18 protein-coding genes and 3 pseudogenes are annotated in these 18,949 nt (G+C 70.0%); 12 read left to right on the top strand and 9 right to left on the bottom strand.

Annotated elements, in window-relative coordinates:
- Nucleotides 1–60 precede the first annotated feature (60 nt).
- Nucleotides 61–486 (top strand): MarR family winged helix-turn-helix transcriptional regulator, encoded by a 426-nt coding sequence (locus ACIBAI_RS26435; protein WP_399038039.1) that lies wholly within the window; start codon nt 61–63, stop codon nt 484–486.
- A gap of 583 nt (nt 487–1,069) precedes the next feature.
- Here the strand turns inward: ACIBAI_RS26435 and ACIBAI_RS26430 are convergent.
- Entirely contained in the window at nt 1,070–1,405 is a 336-nt protein-coding gene (locus ACIBAI_RS26430) for a PucR family transcriptional regulator (RefSeq protein ID WP_399038037.1), read from the bottom strand.
- Nucleotides 1,406–1,468: 63 nt separating this feature from the next.
- Complete coding sequence (locus tag ACIBAI_RS26425) at nt 1,469–1,921, bottom strand: hypothetical protein (protein WP_399038143.1); 453 nt, start codon at nt 1,919–1,921, stop codon at nt 1,469–1,471.
- Between the two features lie 168 nt (nt 1,922–2,089).
- Between ACIBAI_RS26425 and ACIBAI_RS26420 the strand changes: the two are divergent.
- From ACIBAI_RS26420 to ACIBAI_RS26410, 3 genes and pseudogenes are all read left to right on the top strand, one after another.
- A pseudogene (locus ACIBAI_RS26420) lies at nt 2,090–2,545 on the top strand (transposase family protein); the annotation flags it as partial.
- A 162-nt stretch (nt 2,546–2,707) separates the two neighbouring features.
- Nucleotides 2,708–3,478, top strand: a complete 771-nt coding sequence (locus ACIBAI_RS26415; RefSeq protein ID WP_399038035.1) for an oxidoreductase — start codon at nt 2,708–2,710, stop codon at nt 3,476–3,478.
- Between the two features lie 58 nt (nt 3,479–3,536).
- Nucleotides 3,537–4,283, top strand: coding sequence for an SDR family oxidoreductase (locus tag ACIBAI_RS26410; protein WP_399038033.1), 747 nt, complete (start codon nt 3,537–3,539; stop codon nt 4,281–4,283).
- Here ACIBAI_RS26410 and ACIBAI_RS26405 read toward each other — a convergent pair.
- From ACIBAI_RS26405 to ACIBAI_RS26395, 3 genes and pseudogenes are all read right to left on the bottom strand, one after another.
- The gene (locus ACIBAI_RS26405; protein ID WP_399038032.1) at nt 4,232–5,188 is read right to left on the bottom strand and encodes a LysR family transcriptional regulator; all 957 of its coding nucleotides are present in this window, start codon (nt 5,186–5,188) and stop codon (nt 4,232–4,234) included. The two genes, ACIBAI_RS26410 and ACIBAI_RS26405, sit on opposite strands and share 52 nt — an antisense overlap.
- A 316-nt stretch (nt 5,189–5,504) precedes the next feature.
- Nucleotides 5,505–5,831 (bottom strand): integrase core domain-containing protein, encoded by a 327-nt coding sequence (locus tag ACIBAI_RS26400; RefSeq protein ID WP_399038030.1) that lies wholly within the window; start codon nt 5,829–5,831, stop codon nt 5,505–5,507.
- Nucleotides 5,832–5,835: 4 nt separating this feature from the next.
- Nucleotides 5,836–6,048: pseudogene (locus ACIBAI_RS26395) on the bottom strand (IS30 family transposase); the annotation flags it as partial.
- Between the two features lie 124 nt (nt 6,049–6,172).
- Between ACIBAI_RS26395 and ACIBAI_RS26390 the strand changes: the two are divergent.
- Nucleotides 6,173–6,601: an integrase core domain-containing protein gene (locus tag ACIBAI_RS26390; RefSeq protein WP_399038028.1), complete on the top strand. Its 429-nt coding sequence runs from the start codon at nt 6,173–6,175 to the stop codon at nt 6,599–6,601.
- Nucleotides 6,602–6,635: 34 nt separating this feature from the next.
- Here ACIBAI_RS26390 and ACIBAI_RS26385 read toward each other — a convergent pair whose 3' ends face one another.
- On the bottom strand, nt 6,636–6,860 hold the full coding sequence (locus tag ACIBAI_RS26385; protein WP_399038026.1) for a hypothetical protein: 225 nt from the start codon (nt 6,858–6,860) through the stop codon (nt 6,636–6,638).
- Between the two features lie 91 nt (nt 6,861–6,951).
- Entirely contained in the window at nt 6,952–7,464 is a 513-nt protein-coding gene (locus ACIBAI_RS26380) for an RHS repeat-associated core domain-containing protein (protein ID WP_399038024.1), read from the bottom strand.
- A 158-nt stretch (nt 7,465–7,622) separates the two neighbouring features.
- On the opposite strand from ACIBAI_RS26380, the pseudogene ACIBAI_RS26375 reads away from it, so the two are divergent.
- Nucleotides 7,623–7,847, top strand: a pseudogene (locus ACIBAI_RS26375) (transposase); the annotation flags it as partial.
- Nucleotides 7,848–8,031: 184 nt separating this feature from the next.
- Here ACIBAI_RS26375 and ACIBAI_RS26370 read toward each other — a convergent pair.
- Together ACIBAI_RS26370 and ACIBAI_RS26365 are read right to left on the bottom strand one after the other, a co-directional pair.
- Complete coding sequence (locus ACIBAI_RS26370) at nt 8,032–9,579, bottom strand: IS1182 family transposase (RefSeq protein ID WP_344602350.1); 1,548 nt, start codon at nt 9,577–9,579, stop codon at nt 8,032–8,034.
- A gap of 265 nt (nt 9,580–9,844) precedes the next feature.
- Nucleotides 9,845–10,777 (bottom strand): LysR family transcriptional regulator, encoded by a 933-nt coding sequence (locus ACIBAI_RS26365; RefSeq protein WP_399038022.1) that lies wholly within the window; start codon nt 10,775–10,777, stop codon nt 9,845–9,847.
- 117 nt (nt 10,778–10,894) lie between these two features.
- Here ACIBAI_RS26365 and ACIBAI_RS26360 point away from each other — a divergent pair, with 117 nt between their 5' ends.
- From ACIBAI_RS26360 to ACIBAI_RS26335, 6 genes are all read left to right on the top strand, one after another.
- Nucleotides 10,895–11,740, top strand: a complete 846-nt coding sequence (locus ACIBAI_RS26360; protein ID WP_399038020.1) for an alpha/beta hydrolase — start codon at nt 10,895–10,897, stop codon at nt 11,738–11,740.
- A 132-nt stretch (nt 11,741–11,872) separates the two neighbouring features.
- Nucleotides 11,873–12,073, top strand: coding sequence for an MFS transporter (locus ACIBAI_RS26355; RefSeq protein ID WP_399038018.1), 201 nt, complete (start codon nt 11,873–11,875; stop codon nt 12,071–12,073).
- 185 nt (nt 12,074–12,258) lie between these two features.
- Nucleotides 12,259–12,537: a hypothetical protein gene (locus ACIBAI_RS26350; RefSeq protein ID WP_399038016.1), complete on the top strand. Its 279-nt coding sequence runs from the start codon at nt 12,259–12,261 to the stop codon at nt 12,535–12,537.
- A gap of 65 nt (nt 12,538–12,602) precedes the next feature.
- Entirely contained in the window at nt 12,603–12,908 is a 306-nt protein-coding gene (locus ACIBAI_RS26345; protein ID WP_399038014.1) for a trypco2 family protein, read from the top strand.
- A gap of 8 nt (nt 12,909–12,916) precedes the next feature.
- Complete coding sequence (locus ACIBAI_RS26340) at nt 12,917–17,281, top strand: trypsin-like peptidase domain-containing protein (protein WP_399038012.1); 4,365 nt, start codon at nt 12,917–12,919, stop codon at nt 17,279–17,281.
- 163 nt (nt 17,282–17,444) lie between these two features.
- On the top strand, nt 17,445–17,831 hold the full coding sequence (locus ACIBAI_RS26335; protein WP_399038010.1) for a hypothetical protein: 387 nt from the start codon (nt 17,445–17,447) through the stop codon (nt 17,829–17,831).
- Nucleotides 17,832–18,949: the final 1,118 nt, after the last annotated feature.

The raw sequence follows: 18,949 nt of genomic DNA, 5'->3' as shown, positions 1-18,949 counted from the left end.
CCCATCGAATTACAACCTAGCTGTACACCCTGATTGCGCGACGCACATAGGATGCACCCCATGAACGAGGAGGACACTCTGGCAGAAGACCTGCGGCAGGTGATCGGAGAACTGGTCCGCACCGTACGAACCGTGGACACCATGCCCTCCGGCGAAGCCGCCATCCTCGGCCACCTCGACCGCACCGGTCCGCAGACCACGGCCGAACTGGCCCACCGCCGGGGGGTCACCCACCAATCGTCCGCCAAGACCGTCAAGGACCTACGCGCCAGCGGACTGGTGCGCACCGAACCCCATCCGACCGACCGGCGCAAGCTCCTGGTCCACATCACCGAAACCGGACGAGCTCGCCTGCGCAGCGAACGAGGCCAACGCTCAGACCGGCTTGGCACCGCCATCAAAGAGACACTCAGCGCAGCGGAACAGCAGCAACTACGCGACTGCGTCTCCCTCCTGGCCCGCCTGACCGCCCACCTACGGACCTGACCGGTCGCATCTGTGCCCGGCCGGAGATGCGTACGCCACCTCGGTCGCCGTCCCCCGTCGGATTCCCCGACTCACGTCGTGGCCTCGGCTCGACCATGAGCGGACCGACGCACTGCGATGTACTCGGCCAAGCGGTCAGGCGTCGACCTTCTCACCGCCTTCGGCCGAGCCGTCGAGGTCGCGAGCCGGGCGATCCGAGCCCAGCGCATGACGCCGCCTGGCGCACGGTGCCGAATGCCAGGCGGCGAGGCGGGTCGACACCGCCACGGACGCTGTGCCTTCGACGACCTTGCCCCCTCCGACACCGGTGTTCAGCTCTGCGGTGCGCGCACCGTCGCGTCGTAGTCGGCCTGCGTGTTCCGGGCGGCGTCCATGTTGCCGCCGAAACGGCGCAGTCTGGCCGGACTGGACCAGGGTCACATGGATGCCCGCAGACGGCACCTCCAGGGCGAGCGCGTCGGACAGCCCCTGCCGCGGCCTCTCCAGCCGTTGCCCCCTCCCATCGCGCATCGCACTCCGCCAACGGCGCAGAACCGGAGGCAGCCGCCCCCCTGCCGCACGCTCCGCCTCCACCCGTGCCGGTTCACACATCCAAGCAGTCGGACAGGTCAAGGCCGGCGACGCTGGCGCTCAGGCCGGCCCAGGTGCGTACATCGAACCCGGTCAGCTGCTGCCAGCGGTCCAGCCGGTACCTGACGGTGTTGGGGTGGATGTGCAGGGCGCGGCCCGTGTCGGTCAGGGAGAAGCCGTGCCGGGCGAAGGCGCGGATGGTCTCCGCCAGATCGGGGTGTTCCCGGCCCACCCGTACGCACGGGCCGAGCAGGGCACTCAGCCTGCCGGACCGGGGCCGGACGGTTGCCGCCAGCCAATCGTCCGCGAAGCGAGCCACACCGTTGCCCGAAGCGGGTAGTACCTTCATCGCGTCCATGACACTCACCCCTGCCCCGGCCAGTCCGGGTCTGCGGCGTCGCTCAGGGGAGGGTCAGGCGGCCGGCGTGGTCAGGTAATCGCCGTGCTCCAGGTCTTCGAGCAGTGTCGGGTGGGTGGGCGACCAGCCGAGCAGTTCCTGGGTGTGAGTGCTCGAGACGGGTCCGTCGAAGCCGTAGGCGGTGGCCATGAACGGGCTTACGAAGTGTGTGGCGGCCTCGGCGGGGGTCAGCGAGACCGTGGGCAGATCCAGGCCCCGGGCGATGGTCTCGGCGATGCCCTTCAGGGTGACGCCGCTTTCGGCCACTCCGTGCAGCACGCTGCCTGCGGGTGCCTTCTCCAGTGCGAGGCGGAACAGGACCGCCGCGTTGAGCCGGTGCACGGCAGGCCACCGGTTGGCGCCGTCGCCGACGTAGGCCGACACGCCGGTCTTTCGCGCGGTGGCGATGAGCATGGGGATGAAACCGTGGTCTTCGGGGCCGTGGACGGTGGGAGCGAGGCGGACCACGCTCGCGCGCACTCCTCTGGCGGCGAAGTCCAGGCACGCTCGCTCACCGGCGATGCGGAAGGCGGCGAGCCCGGCCGGGCCGGCCCCACCACCTGGCTCTGGTGCCGGCGCGCTATCAGGCGGCCCCGTCCGCGTGGCGCTCGTCCGCGGGCCAGCGCGGGGCTGCCCCCCGATTGCGTCCTCGTGGACGGCACCCTGACCGAGTGCGACCAGGGCGGCGACGGACGGGCCCACCGTTCCTTCAAACACCAACGGCACGGTGTGAACGTGCAGGTCGTCACCGATCCGGCCGGAGAGATCCTCTGGCTGTCGCCGGCGCTGCCGGGCTGGACCCATGACCTGACGGCCGCCCGTACTCACAAGATCATCCGGATCTGTGAGCGCCAGGGCGTCCCGGTCCTCGCGGACATCGCCTGCATCGGTGCAGGCGACTGGGTCACCACGGCGAGGCGCCGCCCGCCCAACGGCCAACTCACCCCCACCGAGCGGACGGTCAACCGGGCCCTGTCCGCTGCCCGGACACCCGTCGAACGCGGAGTCGCCCGCCTGAAGTCCTGGCGGATCTTCCACAGAGCCCGCTGCGCACCACCTGGCCACCGGGTTGCCCATAGGGAACCCCTATAGCATCTGCTCGTTTTTCGTCTTTGCCTCCCCATCCTTTCCGGATCTACGGTGAGACAACTCGACGAGGCAAGACGCGTACCGCGGTTCTTCAGAATCAGCGCCCCGTACACGTCTCCCCTTTACCGCCGAGCGGATCGATTCGTATTTGAAAGGGAAAACGGCATGACCACAGCCGATACTGATTCACGAGTGCGGGATTTTGCAGGAAAGCGAGTCCTGGTCACGGGCGGTTCACGCGGGATCGGCGCGGCTGTCGTGCGCCGGTTCCTGGACGCGGACGCCGAGGTGCTCACGACCGCCAGGTCGAGGACGAGCACGGTGCCGGAGGGCGCCGCCTTCGTGGAGGCCGATGTGCGGACGCAGGCCGGAGTGAAGGCAGTCGCCGAGGCCGCGCAGGAGGCCCTCGGCGGGGTGGACATCCTGGTCAACAACGCGGGTGGAGCGCGCCCCTTCAAGAACGCCTTGGCCATCCCCGACGAGGAGTGGCAGGACCAGCTGGATCTGAACCACCTGGCGTCGGTGCGGCTGGACGCGTTGGTGACTCCGGGGATGCGGGAACGGCGTTCGGGTGCGGTCGTGCACGTCTCCTCGGCCGCCGTTCCCACCTCCGCACCGGCTTTCCTGCACTACACGGCGACGAAAGCGGCGCTGCAGAACTACAGCCGGGGACTGGCTCTGGAACTGGCCCCGTTCGGGGTCCGGGTCAACGCGGTGTCTCCCGGCAGGACCGCCACCCCCGGCGGCCAGGCAACGCGGGAACAGTACATGAGCCTGGCGGAGGGGGCGGGCCAGGACGACATCATCCCCCCGTTGGGGCGCGATGGCCGGCCCGACGACATCACGGACGCGGTGCTGTTCCTTGCATCGGTCCGGGCGAGCTGGCTGACCGGGAGGAACCTCACGGTGGACGGCGGCGAGTTCCCCGTGGGCTGACGTCGATGAAGTGGGACAAGGAACCGGGCGAGGAAACGAGGAAGCAAGGATCTTGGAAATGAACGAGACGTACAGCGGCAAGAACGTAGTGATCACGGGCGGCAGCAGTGGCATAGGTTTCGCGACGGCGAAGCTGCTGGTGGACGCCGGAGCACGCGTGGTGATCACCGGCCGTTCCCGGAGCACGCTCGACGCCGCCACGGAGCGCCTCGGCAAGAACGCGCTGGCTTTCCGGGGCGATGTGGCCTCGCTCCCCGACCTGGACGCTCTGGCTGCTTACGCACGGGATCAACTCGGCACGGTGGATGGCCTGTTCGTCAACGCGGGCGTCACCATCCCCACGCCTTTCGTATCGACGACCGAGGAGATGTTCGACGAGTTGTTCGCGGTCAACGTCAAGGGTGCCTTCTTCACCGTGCAGAAGCTCGCCCCGCTGCTGAGCACGGGCGCCGGCGTCGTCCTGACAACCTCGGTCGCGAACGCCATGGGCTTGCTGGAGTCCAGCGTCTATGCGGCCGGGAAGGCAGCGCTGCGCTCCATGGCCCGCAGCCTTTCCCGCGAGCTCCTTCCGCGTGAAATCCGCGTCAACGCGGTCAGCCCCGGCCCGGTCGACACGGGGATCCTGGAGAAGACGATGACCAAAGAGGCCGCAGATCAGTTCAAGGCGGAACGGGTCGCGGAGAACCCCATGCACCGTTTCGGGACTCCGGAAGAAGTCGCCAGGGCAGTGGCGTTCCTGGCCTTCGACGCCACTTACACCACGGGCGCCGAGTTGGTGGTGGACGGAGGCGCCACCCAGTTGTGAGTAAGCCCTGACCCGTCACCGGAAAATCCGGTGTAGTACCAGGTCTCCTGACGCAGGAATTCCAGCAGGGCCATTTCCGCCGGGCCCGCGCCGGGCCGGACCGCAGCGACGGTGGGCATGGAAACGGCGGGAACGACGGGACGCGTGAGGTGCTCGAACCCGGGAGGCACCGCGGAGGCCGGCACGAGAGTCACCCCCAGACCGTGGGCGGCCCAGCGCACCGCCGTCGCCGTCTGGGACACGCGGGCGACCGTGGCCGGAGCCAGCTCGTTGTCCCGCAGGACGTCCCGCAGCACGCCGTCGAGCGCGCTGCCGTGGTCGAACCTGATCCACGGCTCCCGCGCCACTTCGCGCAGCTCGACCCGGTCCGCGGCGAGCCGCGCGTGCTCGGGACCCAGCACCACGACGAACTCCTCGTCGCCGAGGTGGTGGCCCTCGTACAGGCCGTCCTTGCACGGCCCGCCCATCAGGCCGAGGTCCACCACTCCCCGGCGGGCCAGCCGCTCCAGCTCGGCGGGATTCGCCTCCTCGAACACGGTGATCTCCAGCCGCGGGAAACGGCGGCACAACGCGCTCAGCGCGCCCGGCAGCTGCCGCGTGCCCAGGCCCATCTGCGCCGCGACCACCAGCTCACCCTCCAGCTCCTCGGCACCGGCTCGCGCTGTCGCCCTCGCCCGCCGCGCCGCCCGCACCGCGACCTCCGCGTCCCGCAGGAACGCGCGACCGACCGCGGTGGGCACCAGCCCGGCCGGCGTACGGGCGAACAGCGTCACACCGAGTTCCCGCTCCAGGCCGCGAATCTGCTGCGACACCGATGGCTGGGCAACACGCAACAACTCCGCCGCTGCCGTTACCGAGCCTGCCTCCGCCACAGCCAGGGCATACTCGAACTGACGAAAAGTCACCTTCTCAGCCTCCCCTGGGCCGGGCCGCGGCCCACCGCGTCGTACCTGGAGTCCTGCACGGCGCCCGACGAGACCGCCCCACACCGTGACCGCCTGCTACTAGCCGCAGCGCAGCCCAGTCAAGGCCCCAAACAGCCACAACGTCCTCGACGACGGACGCCGACGACTGTCCACCGCGGAAGCGGCAACGCGATCGCGCCCCGGCGGTATTCCCGTTCCTGCACCCCTGCACCCCTGCACAGGATGGCTCGATAGCCGAGTCAGGCGAAGCACGGGCTACGTTGGTGGGACCTTGACCCGGTGTTCTGGACACCGGTTATGCGGCTGGTGTGAGCGTAGTCGATGTTGATCGGGCGGCTGTCTCGTAGGCGATCGGGCTGCGGTGCCCGAGGCGTGAGTGACGGCGTCGGGTGTTGCAGCGGTGCAGCCAGCGGAATGCGTCGAGGCAGGCCTCGCGTTCGCTGGAGCAGTGCTTGCGGCCCTGAAGCGTTTCGCGTTTGAACGTCGCGTTGAAGGACTCGGCAAGCGCGTTGTCCGCGCTGGAGCCGATCGCGCTCATGGACGGGCGGACGCCGACCCTGTAGCAGGCGTCGGCGAAAGCCCGGCTGGTGTACTGACCAGGTTCAACCAGTAGATGCAACACCGGCTTATTTGATCGATAGTAGATGGCCGTTGAGGACTTCGGCGGGTGTCTTCCAACCGAAGCTCTTACGGGGGCGACTGTTGAGCGTGGCTGCGACCGCCTCGATGTCCTCTGCCGCCCATCGAGAAAGGTCGGTTCCCTTCGGGAGGTATTGGCGCAGCAGGCCGTTCGTGTTCTCGTTGGTGCCGCGCTGCCAGGGGCTGTGCGGACCGGCGAACCGCCACTGTGACGGAACCACCTGCAAGCCGCCGCCTGGGATACGCCGACCGCAGCTGCCGCCTCCTCGGCGAGCAGCCCTTTCGTGATCTCCCGCCAGAACTGACGTTCCGCTTCCCGCCGAAGTGCCGGCGCGCCCGGGGACTTCATCGGCGACCGTCCAGTCAACGCCGCCGCCCACCCTGCCGGCCTGCCCATCAACACCTCCGAGGACGAGGTGTTGGCAACGACCGATCGAATCCGCCCAGCACACGTCCTTCGTCTTCACCGCCCACCTCCCCGAGGCCGGCATCGACGCCTCGATCGGCACCGTCGGCGACGCCCTGGACAACGCCCTCATGGAGTCCCGGATCGGCCTCTGCGAAACCGAGCTGATCAAGCCCCGCAAGCCCTGGCATGGCCTGCCCGACGTCGAACTCGCGACCGCGGAATGGGTTGACTGGTTCAACAACCGGCGTCTGCGTACTGCGATCGGAACCATCCCACCCCACGAACACGAGACCAACTACTACGCTAAACACCAGCCCCAACCGGCGGCCGGAGCCAACGCATAGAGCCTTCACCAATCCCGGAGACTCCCTCCGACCATCACCTGTTTCGCGACCGAACGGCCACTGCCGTACCGATTGAAATGATCACACCGACAGCGGCCACCCACACGGCTGGCTTCAAGCCTGCCACCATGCCGAAGACACCGATGAGGGCAAGAGTGATCGCGGCGACCAGCGTGATCCACAGGCCAGTAGCAGCCACCGCTCGTCCGGCCTCGTCGCCGTGGCCCAGCATGCTTCCCTGATTTCGATCTGTGTCCACGTGATCTCCTCCTGTCAGGACAACGAGTCCTGCATTGCACCTGCGGTTGTGTTGCTTACGGTGTCAGCCGCGGTACCGCACCCTGCTGTGGTCAGTGGAGCGAGGCAGAGCATTCCCGCGGCGGGCGCCATGGTGGCGGTCCCGGCGGTGCAGAGGCCTTCGAGAACGGCCCCTGCGGCGATACCGACGACCTGCGAGAACAGGGCCTTGGAATTTTCCGGTTCTGCCAGATTTCGGCGAGGTCCTCGCCACCGAATACGCCGTGGACGAAGGCTCCGAAATCCAAGAGGCCGCTCGGGCCGACAATGTTGATGGGGTCGCCACCTGCGTGGAGGCAGGGGTTGGTTTCCTGGCCGGAGGAGTCGGGCTGGGTGAAGCGGTCGAGGGCGGGATCGTAGGAGCGGTGGCCCGTTTCGTGCAGGCCGGTCGGATCAAGGTAGGTGCCGGCGTAGCGGTAGGGCTGAGGGACGGCCTCAGTGGGAGTGGTGCGGGGCAGGCCGGTAGGGCCGTAGGTGTGGGTGCGTTTGCCGGTGGCGTCGACGAGGCCGAGGACGTTGCCGGTGGCGTCGGTGAGGTATGAGCACGACTTGCCCCCAGCCGTCATGGAGTTCAGCGTGCCCGCCGGTTCGCGGATGAATCCGGTGTCGACGCCGTGGGTGGTCGTGGAGGCCAGACCGAGTGCGGTGTGGTGGAACCAGGTCGAGCCGAGCTTGGTGCGTTCGGCGTTGTCCGTGCCCGCGTGGACCAGGTCGTAGGTCTTGCCGCTTGCTGTGGAAGCGGGGCATCAAGCCGTTGATCGCCCGACACGGCGTCGCCCACGGTTCCGGACCGGGCAAGGCGCGCTGGGTCGTCGAGCGCGCCTTCGCCTGGCTGCACCAGTTCAAACGGCTCCGCACCCGTTACGAGCGACGCGCGGATCTCCATCAGAGCCTGCTCGAACTGGCCTGCAGCCTCATATGCCTCCGCCGCCTAAGAGTTTCATTCTGACATGATCAGCAAGGGGCCGCATGCTGCGGACCGGTGTTCGCATGCTGGGTGAACTACGCCGTCGACCACCCTGGAACACCGCTCGCCGTCACGCTCACCGTCAGCAACCGCCACGACAGCACCTAGAAGACTGATGAAGATCTTGGTAAGGGGCTGTCCGGCGGCGGCCGGGCGGCCTCTCTGGTCATCCGGGGGCCATGTTGAGGTGCCAGGTGTGGTTGGCGCGGGTGAGACCGAGGTTGATCAGGCGGCGGAGGTTGAGGGCGGCGGCCCGGTGGTGGAGCCAGGTGTTGTTGGCGATGGTGCCGCGGTAACGCAGGCGCCGGTTGCCCCGGTGGGCGAGCCAGGCGACAGCCCGTTCAACGGGTGGCCGCCAGCGGCGGTAGGTGTCCTGCCAGCCGGGGTCGGTGGAGGCCTGGCGGCGGGCCTCGGCCATCAGGTCGTGGTGAGGGCGGATCGTGACGATGCGGTCGGCCCTGGTCTTGGTGCACCGCTTCCTCAGTTCGCAGCCGACGCACTGTTCTGCTGTGAAGACGGCCTTTCGCTGCTGGTGCATGCCGGAAGGCGGCCGCAGTTCGGCGGTTTCTCCCCGCGGGCAGACCACCGTGTTGCCCGCGGTGTCGATGGCGAAGTCGTCCAGGGTGAACCCGCCGGGGACGACCGGCCGCAGCGGAGCGGGCTTGAGGAACAGCCGGTGCCCGGCCTCTGTGAGAGCGGCCCGGGCCTGCGCGGTGGAATAGGCGGTGTCCCCCAGGACGTCGAGCGGACGGTCCTCGTCGGCCAGCAGACCGAGCCCGATGACCGCCTCGTGGTGGGCCGGCCCTGCTCCGGGGGTGAGTTCGACGGCGGTGACCAGCCCGGTCTCGGGCTCCATGGCCAGATGGGCCTTGAAACCGTCCTGGTAGTGGGACCGGGTCTTGTGGATGTGCCGGCTGTCGGGATCGACGGTGGAGACGACTCGCTCGGAGGTGGTGCCCCGGCTGATCCTCCAGCGGCCGTCCCGACCGTCGGAGTCGTCCGCGGGCTCGACGTCCTGGCCCGCGACCAGGGCCAGCAGCCCGACCGCGTTCGCCGCCTTCTCCCCGAGATTCTGCTCGGGCAGATGTCCCAGCAGCCGCAGCGCGTCACCGACGAGAGCATCGACCAGGGCGGCCCGGGCCTCCTCGTCGTTCCAGACGATCCGCGGCTTGCCCGGCGACGAGTAGTCGTGCGCGGTGCACTGCCCGGTCGCGACGCCGGCCGCCTGAGGAACCTCGCGGATCACCGCCCGGATCGCGGACACCAACTGGGTGACGGTGTCCTGGGTGGCCACCGCATCGTCCAGCACGGCGGAATCCAGAGCCCTGCGGTGCTTGCCCCTGAGCACGCCGGTGGCCCGCACGACCTCACGCACCGCGTCGAAGATCCGATGCGGACGGGCCGAGCGGGCCAGTCGCCGCCGGAAGTACGACAACAGCGACGGATCGAACGCCGTGTCGTGCAGGCCCAGCCCGCAGGCGGCCTTCCACCGCAGGTCACACCGCAATTCCTGAACCGTCTCGAAGTCCGACAGGCCATGCAGGGACTGCAGCACCACCGCCGCGGCCAGAACCTGCGGCGGCATACTCGGCCGCCCGTTCGCCGACGGATACATGTCCGCGAACATCTCCGCCGGGAACAGCACGCCACGATGCTCTGCCAGGAACGCGAAGACACTCCCTGCCGGGATCAACTCCCGGCAGGACTCCCACACGTCCGGCCCGACCGTCTCCCCGGCCCACTCCCCTTGAACCACCACACGAGTCTGGCCCCACCGCTGACGCGGCGGGGCCAGAACCCAACATCTTCATCAGTCTTCTAGTTCCTGTCACTGCTGGACGCGGTCACTCCGACGCGGGGACTTTGCGGACACCCCCGGCGCAGGCTTCGACGCCTGGATGCCCCGTCAGGTCTGCGCTCTGAGGCCGTCCCGTGCCAGAAGGCCGGACACGTGCATGAGAAGGGATGGCCGGCTCGAATCAGGTCCGGGGGCAGAGCCGGTCGTTGAGTGCGGCACCGACTTCGGGGCAGTTGGTCCGGATGGTGTCGAGGAAGGCGCGCAGCACCGGGGAGTGATCGCGGGCCGCGAAGGACAGGACGAGATCGGGCAGGGGAGTACGCGGGGTCACTTCACAGAACCGCACTCCCGGGCGCGGGACCGCTCTCATGCGGGACGGCCCCAGGCCGATGCCCACGCCGGAGGCGGCGAGGCCGATGATCGTGTGCACGTCCCTCGCGACGATCGCGCCGCCGGGAGCCGATGAGTCCGTGCCCAGCAGTGTGCGCAGTCCGGCGGCGACAGCGGGTTCATCCTCACCGGCCGACACGATCAACGGATGTCGCCGCAACTGGTCGGCAGTTAGCGACTGTTGTCCCGCGTACGGGTGCGCCGTACTTACCACCGCGATTACGTGGTCGCGTCCGATCGGGACGGACACGAGATGCTCGGCTCCGGCACCCCGTGGGGGGCCGAGGGTGATGGCCACGTCCAGCTCCCCGGCGACGAGAGCTAGGCTGCTGCGGCTGGTTGCCATCTCGTGCAGTTCCAGTCTCACGTCGGGTCGTTCACGGCCGAACCGGCTCAGGACGCCCGGCAGCGGGTCGAGCAGTGCCGAGGCGATGAAGCCGAGGCGCAGACGTCCCGTTTCGCCGCGCGCGGCCCGGCCCGCGTCGACCGTGGCCGCCGCGATCTCGTCAAGCGCCCGGCGTGCCCGCGCGAGGAACGCCTCGCCGGCGGCGGTCGGGAACACACCCTGACGTGTGCGGTCGAACAGCCGGACCCCGACCTCGCGTTCCAGGTCGGCGATCTGCTTGGACAGCGGCGGCTGTGCGATGCCCAGCTCGCGGGCCGCCCGGCCGAAGTGTTCGTGCTCGGCGAGAGCAACCGCATACCGCAGGTGTCGCGCTTCCATGCCCCTGCCCTCGTCCCATCGATCCCGTCGACTGCCGGCAATACCTCAAAGGTATCGCCATGCCACTTACCAGATCTATAGATGGACGGCACTGTGGTTCCTGTCCGGAATGGAGCCATGAAGAACGTATCTCTGACCGACACCGTCTTCGTCCTCGTGCACGGTGCCTGGCACAGCTCCGGACAGTGGGCGGCGACGCAACGCGCGCTGGCCGGACTGGGCGCTGCAAGCGTGGCCGTCGACATGCCGGGACACGGCTTCGACGCACCCCTGCCCACCGGATACCTGCTGCCCGGCCAGCCGGGCCTGCTGACCGAGAAGTCACAGCTCGCCACCCTGACGATGGACGACTGCGCCGAGGCAGTACTGAGCCTCCTGCACCAGGTGCGTCACCATCGCGCTGTCGTGCTCGTCGCGCACAGCGCGGGCGGCGGTCCCGCGTCCCTGGCCGCGGAGCGGGCGCCCGAGCTGGTGGACCGGATCGTCTACCTGTCCGCTTTCGTCCCGGGCGGGCGGTCGCGGTTCTTCGACTATCTGAGCTCACCCGAGAACGCCACCGCGCTGGGCCAGAACCTGAACCTCGGCGCCCCCGAGGCCCTGGGCGCCGTACGGATCAATCCGCTGTCACCGGATCCCGCCTACCTCGACGAACTGCGGGAAACCCATTACCACGACACCCCCCTGGACCGCTTTGACCGGTGGCGGTCCGCGCTGAGCCCTGATCTGCCCCTGGCGATCCCGACGGCTCCGGTCACCCTGACCGCAGCACGGTGGGGACGAATTCCACGAACTTTCCTGCGCTGCGCCGAGGACCGGGCGCTGGCACCGGCCGCGCAGGACCTGATGATCGCGGAAGCCGACCGGGCCTTCCCCGGCAACCCGTTCATCGTGCATACCCTGCCCGGCAGCCACAGCCCGTTCGCCGCCCGGCCGAGCGAACTCGCCGCGGCCCTCGCCTCGTGAGTCGGCATCAGTCCGTGAAGGGTTTCCCATCCCTGAGCCGGGAACGGCTCGACACCGGTGGCGGCGGGCGGCTCGTGGTGCCGGTCGGGCTGAGCACGACATTCGTGCGGTTGCTCCACGACATTCGTGCGGTTGCTCAACGTCACCGTCGCGCAGATCGCCGCCCCGACGATCCGGACCGACCTGGGTGCCGGCTCAGGTACCGTGCAGCTGATCCTGGCCGGGTACACCCTGACCTACGCCTGCTTGATCATCACGGCCGCGCGCATCGGCGACCGGTGCGGCTACCACCGACTGTTCGTGCTGGGCACCGTCGTCCTCATGGTCGGTTGAGCAGCTGCCGCGTGTGCTCCCGATGCCACGTTCCTCATCGCAGCCCGGCTGGTCCAGGGCGCGGGCAGCGGCTTGGCCGCCCCGCAGGTTCTGTCGATCATCCAGGTTGCCGTTCCCGCTGCCCGGCGCCCACGGGCTCTCGGCCTGTTCGGTGCCACGATGGGAGTGCATCGCTGGCCGGGCCGTTGTTCGGCGGACTTCTCGTCGGAGCCGACCTCTTCGGTCTCGGCTGGCGCTCGGTGTTCCTGGTCACGGCGCCGGTGGCACTCGTCTCGCTCGCGGGCGCGACCGTACTGCCTCGCACGCGAGGCGCGGCCGGACAGCGCGTGGACGGGGCGGGCGTGTTGCTGACCACCGTGGGCTTCGGTGCGCTGGTGCTGCCGCTCGCGCTCGGAGGGGAAGAGGGCTTCCGGCACCCGATGGAGGGCTACGTCGGGCTGCACATCGTGCACCGCGCGCTGTGACCGGCGGTATCCGGGGCCCGTTCCCCCGGATACCGCTAGATTACGGGTGACGAGGGGGTTGTGGTATGAGCGTCGAGTTGTCAGAGGTCATCGCCGAGCTTCGGGCCGAGCTCTCGGCGGCGATGCACGCCGGCGACGGCGAGGAGCTGCGTTTCGAACTCGGTCCGGTGGAACTGGAGCTGACCCTGGCGGTGTCCAGGGACGCGGGCCCCTCCGCGAAGGTGAAGTTCTGGGTGGTCGAGATGGGGGCCGACGCGAAGCTCTCGACGCAGTCGACCCAGCGGATCAGGCTGAGTCTCGACCCGCGCCGGACCAGCGCCCCGGACTCCCGCATGGTGATCACGGGCGACTCGCTGCCGGGTGAACGGTGACGTCGGGGGTGGACGTCCGCCGCGTCGCCGAGATCATCGTCGATGCCGGGGGCCGTACCCCGCAGCGCGGCTCCGGTTACCGGATCCGGCCGACGGCGGTCCTGACCGCCGCGCACGTGGTGAACGGCGCACGCTCGATCCGCGTGCGGTTCGACGGTGGCCTCAGGACCGAGTGGGCCGCCGACGCCACCGTGGCCTGGTCGTGTCCGGAGCACGACATCGCCGTCCTGGCCATGGAGGGCCGCGCCGAGGCCCTGCCCGAGACACCATTGGGCGGGATCCCCGACGACAGGGTCCTGCGGCTGAAGGCCTTGGCGATCGGTTTTCCGCGGTTCAAACTGCGGTCGGACGACGACGGCAGGTCGTGGTACCGCGACACGCACCAGGCGGACGGCTCGATCGGGACGGCGTCCAACCGGACACAGGGCACCCTGGAGGTCAGGGTGGCGGCGCCGCGCGCCGAGCCGGACGGCGCCGTCTCGCCGTGGGAGGGCATGTCAGGGGCCGCGCTGTGGTGCCGCGACCGGATCGTCGGCGTGCTGGCGCGGCACTACGGGAAAGAGGGCGATGGCAGTCTGACGGCCTTTCGGTTGGACCGCTGCGTCGCAGCCCTCGGCGCCGGCGAACGTCTCCGCCTCGCGGAACTGGCCGGGACACCGCAGTCGGGGCCGCTGCTCCCCGTCCTCCCGCCGACCCGGCACGACGTGGTCAGGCGGGTCCACCAGGCGGCCGTCCGTGAGGACTTCGCGCCCCTGAGACTGCGGGACCGCGAGGAGGAACTGTCCGACCTGGCGGCGTTCTGCGCGGGCCGGCAGCCCTACGCGTGGGTGCAGGGCGAGGCCTGGGCCGGGAAGACGGCGCTGCTCTCGTGGTTCGTGCTGAACCCACCGCCCGGGGTGGAGGTCGTGTCGTTCTTCGTCACCCGGCGCCTGCCCGGCGCGGCCGACGGCGACGCGTTCACGGCCGCGGTCGCGTGGCAGCTCTCCGCGTCGGCGGACGGCGAGTCCGGCAGCGGGGCCGCGTCCCATCGGCGCGGCTGGCTCGCCTCGCTGTTCGAGTCCGCGGCGTCACGGGCGCGCGGGAACGGCAGGGTGCTGCTGCTCGTCGTCGATGGTCTCGACGAGGACAGCGGCGCCCTCGGGGGCGACTCCCCCAGCATCGCGGCACTGCTGCCCCGGCACCCGCCGGACAACATGCGGGTACTGGTGTCCAGCCGGCCGGACTTCCGCCTGCCGGCCGACGTGTCGGGAGACCACCCCCTGCGGGCGTGCCCGGTGCGTGAACTTGCCGCGTCCCCGCACGCACGCCGGCTGGAACACGACGCCTCGACGGAGCTGGCGCACACGCTGCGGGACACCGGCGTGCGGCGGCAGGTGCTCGGGTTCGTCGCCGCAGCGCGTGGCGGGCTGACCGGCACCGACCTGGGCGAACTCACCGGACGCGAACCGGACGACATCGACGCCCTGCTCCGGGCCGACCTCGGGCACAGCGTCACCGGCCGGTCGTCGGCGACCGGGCAGCTCGCCTACTTCCTCAGCCACGACACGCTGCAGACCGCGACCGAGCAGAGCCTCAGCACGGAGATCGACGACCTGCGCGACCGGCTGCACCGCTGGGCGGACGGCTACCGGCGGCGCGACTGGCCGGACAGCACCCCCGCCTACCTCCTGTACGACTATCCCAACCTGCTCGTGGCCACCCGGGACCTCGCCAATCTCGCCCGGTGCGCCACCGACCGGGCGCGGCAGGACATGCTGCGCCGGCGCACCGGCAACGACTTCCTGGCCATCTCCGAGATCGACATGGCCTACCAGCTCAACGTCCGGCAGCACGCCACCGATCTGCCGCTGGCGCTGCGCCTGGCCCTGTGCCGCGACGAGCTGGCCCGCCGGTACGAGCACATGCCCAGCATCCTGCCGGCCGTGTGGGCCAGGCTCGGCGCGTACGAGCAGGCCGAGTCGCTCGCCCGGTTGCAGGGCGGGGTGTCGCGGTACTGGGCGATCCGGCAGGTCGCCGAAACCATCGCGGAGAACGGCGACCGGCAGCGCGCCGAGGCCGTCGCCGGACGGCTCGACGACCACGCGACGCTTGCCGTGGTCGCCGAGGCGGTCGGCGACCACGAGCGGGCCGACCGGATCGCCCTGGACCCGACCCGGCAGAACCGTGAGCTGCTCGACCGTCTTTCGGTGGCGGCCGAGGCGGCCGGCGACCACGAACGGGCCGAGCTGCTCGCGCGCGCCTGCGGCTACCCCTCGCTCACGGCGCGCCGGGCCCTGGCCGCGGCGCGGCGCGGTGACTTCGCCCGGGCCGAGTCGCTGGCCCGGTCCGTGGGTGTCGCCGACGCCGGCGACGACGTGTACGCCGGCTGGTACGACGGTGACGACGCCCTCGTCGAGCGGGCCGAGACCCTGGTCGGCGTGGCCGAGGTCGCGGCCGAGCGGGGTGAGCACGCGCGGGCGCGGGAACTCGCCGCAGCCGCACGGGAACTCGAGCGCGCGATGACCGACCCGGTGGGCCACCAGCAGGTACTCGCCCGGTTGGCGGCCTTCGACGGGGACTGGGATCGCATCGAGGACCTGTTGCACGAGGCGGACGAGTTCGACGTCTACCGGTTGGAGTGGCTCGTGGAGCGCATGGCGCGGGCCGGCGAGTACGACCGGGCGGAGGGCGTCGCCCGGCTGATGTCCGCGGGCGCCTCACCGGCCTGGAATCTCATCCGGCTCGTCGAGGTCATGGCCGAGAAGGGGGACTACCAGCGGGCCGAACACCTCGCCAGGTCGCTGCCCAGGGCATCGGACACCGCCGAGGCCTTCGCCCGATTGGCCTGGGTCGCCGCCGGCGCGGACGAGCAGGACAGGGCCCGGCGGTTCATCGCCGGGTGCGAGGGTGCGATGGGCTCGACGGACTACGCCAGGATTCAGGCCGACGGGCTCATCGCCGTCCTGGAGGAGGTGGGGAGGTCCACCGCGCCCGAGGACCGCGACCGTGCGCGTGCGCTGATCAGGCTGGCCAAGGCGAAGATCCACCAGATCCGGGAGCCGGGATGGCGGCGGCACGTCTTCGAACGTCTCGTCATGGTGATCTCCACGACCGGCCACGCCTCGAGGGCCGACTCCATGCTGCGGTCCTCGCACGTGCCGACCGACCAGGCGTGGGGACAGTGCGTCCTGGCGGACGAGGCAGCCAGGAAGGGGGACCGGGTCCGGGCGGCGGCCATGCTCCGGGCGGCGTCCCCGGTCATGCGCGCTGCACCGGCCTCCCCGGGCTACCGGCACGGCCTCGGACTGCTCGTCCGCGCCGCCACGTTGATCGGCGAACAGGACGAGGCGGCCACGGTGCTGCACGGCATCAAGGACCCGGCCGACCAGCTCAGCGCGCTGAACCTGCTCACCAAGGGCACCGACGACGCCGACCCCGCCCACGTGGAGCTGCTCGCGCGGGGGATCGCCGAACCCTATTACCGGGCGTGCGCGCTCACCGATTTGGCGCTGATGGCGGCCCGGGCGGGCGCTCGCGAGCACGCGGTGCGACTGCTGCGCGACGTGCCGGGCATCGCGGCGTCCTGCTCCGGGAAACACGAGATCCTGATCGTCCTGGAAATGGTGATCAAGGCGGCCATCGAACTCGGCGACCGCGAACTCGCGCGCTCGGCCGTCCTCCGGGCGCAGGAGCTGGCGCTGCGGGAGAAGAACGGGCCGACCCTGGCGTCGAACGTGCGGCAGATCCTGCACGTCGCCGCCCCGGTCTGCGACCGCGACGAGATCCAGTCGATGATCGAGCACGCCGAGGACGCCGTCTGGCACTCGAGCCAGGGCGACCGGGATCACGCACTGACGCTGCTCGTCCGCGAGGTGGCGCACGACGCCCGGGACCACGATCTCGCCGAGAGCCTGGCCGGATCCGTGAGCGGCACCGACGACAGGGCGCAGACGCTGGCCGAGATCGCGGCAGCCCTGGCGGACGCCGGTGCCGCCGACCGCGCCCGGGCCGTCTTCGCGCGGGCCGTCACCACCTTCGGCACCGGGGCGGTGCCGAACCCCTCCGGCGCGCTCCAGGCCCTGGCGAAGGCCGCGGACCGGATCGGCGAGCACGACAGGGCCGACGAGTTCGTGTCCCGGCTGCACTCGCCCGGTGATCGAGCGCGGGCGTTGACGGGACTGGTGGAGTCCGATCTGGTGATGCGGGACCGATGCACCGAGCCGGAGGCGAGGGACCGGCACGCGCGGCGCGCGATCAGGCGTGCGGCGCAGGCCCTGGCCGCCGAGGTCTGGACGGAGATCCACTGGAAGTTCCAGGACGGTACGGGGCCGCTCACGCTCGCCGTGCGGGTGGACCCGCGCTGCGTCGACGCCCTGCTCGAAGCCGGAAGATGATCCGCGCGCCCGGCCGGGCGCCCGACCGACGGCGTGATCGGCCTCGGGACTGGTGGGCTCGCATGTCGAGGTGTCGTGTATTCGCTGGGCATCCACGGCTTCGGTCGCGGCGAGTAGCTGGTTCAGGGTGGTTTTCCGCGAGCCAGGCTGGGACGATGCGGGGATGGCGAGCGATCCGGCGGAGCCGTCGGCTTCGGAGTTGGCCGAGGGCATGCGCGCTGCGCTCATGCATGCCCGGTGGGACCCGGACGGTGATCCGGCGGTCGCCGTCGATGTGCTGGGCGCCTTGGTCGAGGGCGTGTGTGGCCCGGTCGATTCAGTGGCGGCCGGACGGATCGTTTTCGGCTCGGAGGCCATGGGAACGGCGTACCTGTTCTGTGCTTCGATGAACAAGGTCCTTGATCGGAATCACCCGGCGCAGCCGCCTGCTCACCGGAGCTTGTCGATCACGGAGCATCTCGCCCTCGTGCAGCCCCTGCTGCCCGGATTTCATCGGCGGCAGCAGGAGGTACTACAGCTTCTGGACGGGGAGTCTCCGCCGGACGACTGATCTCGCGAGCGTGTGGAGCGACGAACCGAGCTCAGGCGCAATCACCGTGTGTGGTCGCCGGGAGCGTATCGGCTCCAGGTTCCTCCAGCTTCGCTGACCAGGCGGGTGGCTGTCTTGTCGTGGTAACCGAGGGCCTTCGCGATGACGGGAGCCGGGGCTTGGAGAACGAGCTGTCGGATTGCGGAGGTCCTGCCGCGCTGCGGCAGGACGCCGGTCTCGCGCAAGTGCACTTGAAGGCTGACTGGGTTACGGGCTGGCCGGGCTGACGTCCGGGGAAGAGCCACTATGAGTTCCTGCTGCCGGCATAGGGCAGATGTCGGCAGGACTGGACGTATGCCGGCATGAAGTCAGCGACGGGCTCTGGAAGTGGGGAGGTGGGTCTCCCAGCCGGACGGTGATCGTGGTCCCGTCGTCGATGACGTCGTTGGCCGTGAGGCGGGCGATGCGGGTGACGGGTTGCGCATAGGGGAGAACGAGTGCGGCGGCGATCCGGGTCCGTAGGGGCGGGGAGTCGTCGTTGAGGACCTGCCGGAGAAGGGCGGGTCGGTGGTGCTGGTGCAGCGGTGCTTGGTCCTGGTTGACGACCTGGGGTGGCAGGGCGAGGCGGGGCATCCGGCCCGTCTTCATGCACCAGCGCAGTGAACCGCTCCGGGTTCGGTAGGGACTCGATCATTTGAGGAGATCGAGTCCTACCGAACCCGGAGCGGTTCACACGAAGGCTTGAATGACCCGACAACAGGCTCCCACCAACGAGTCCGCCATACCACGGAACCAACGAAGACCTCAGTAGAGGGCGCCGTCGGCCGGGGCGGCGTCCAAGCCGTGCAGGTGGCCGGTCCCGGTCGTGGTCGGTGGCGGAGCAGGCGGCCGGCAGCAGGCCGGCTGCAGCGAGCGGATCAGGGCACGCGGGCGGCGCCGCGATATGCGAGTCATGGTGGGAAGCCCAGGAAGAATGGGAAGGAGGGGACGGCAGGCAGGTATGCCGGTGCGGGGGGGGGGGGCGCGGGGCCCCCCCCCCCCCCCCCCCCGGGGGGTGTTTTACTTTTGTGCCTCCTTTTTTATTTGTGGGGGTGGCCCCCCCCCCACGCGGGGTTGTGAGGGGGCGCCCACTATTGGCC

It is taken from the genome of Streptomyces sp. NPDC051041, from assembly GCF_044456065.1.
Taxonomy (GTDB): Bacteria; Actinomycetota; Actinomycetes; order Streptomycetales; family Streptomycetaceae; genus Streptomyces; species Streptomyces glaucus.
This window is presented reverse-complemented; position numbering and strand designations above follow the sequence as displayed.

Excerpts from the sequence above, each read along its gene's own strand:
- ACIBAI_RS26415 (WP_399038035.1), top strand. The coding sequence starts at position 2,708 with ATGACCACAGCCGATACTGATTCACGAGTGCGGGATTTTGCAGGAAAG.
- ACIBAI_RS26380 (WP_399038024.1), bottom strand. The coding sequence starts at position 7,464 with ATGACGGCTGGGGGCAAGTCGTGCTCATACCTCACCGACGCCACCGGC.
- ACIBAI_RS26345 (WP_399038014.1), top strand. The coding sequence starts at position 12,603 with ATGAGCGTCGAGTTGTCAGAGGTCATCGCCGAGCTTCGGGCCGAGCTC.
- ACIBAI_RS26360 (WP_399038020.1), top strand. The coding sequence starts at position 10,895 with ATGAAGAACGTATCTCTGACCGACACCGTCTTCGTCCTCGTGCACGGT.
- ACIBAI_RS26365 (WP_399038022.1), bottom strand. The coding sequence starts at position 10,777 with ATGGAAGCGCGACACCTGCGGTATGCGGTTGCTCTCGCCGAGCACGAA.
- ACIBAI_RS26435 (WP_399038039.1), top strand. The coding sequence starts at position 61 with ATGAACGAGGAGGACACTCTGGCAGAAGACCTGCGGCAGGTGATCGGA.
- ACIBAI_RS26410 (WP_399038033.1), top strand. The coding sequence starts at position 3,537 with ATGAACGAGACGTACAGCGGCAAGAACGTAGTGATCACGGGCGGCAGC.
- ACIBAI_RS26430 (WP_399038037.1), bottom strand. The coding sequence starts at position 1,405 with ATGAAGGTACTACCCGCTTCGGGCAACGGTGTGGCTCGCTTCGCGGAC.
- ACIBAI_RS26335 (WP_399038010.1), top strand. The coding sequence starts at position 17,445 with ATGGCGAGCGATCCGGCGGAGCCGTCGGCTTCGGAGTTGGCCGAGGGC.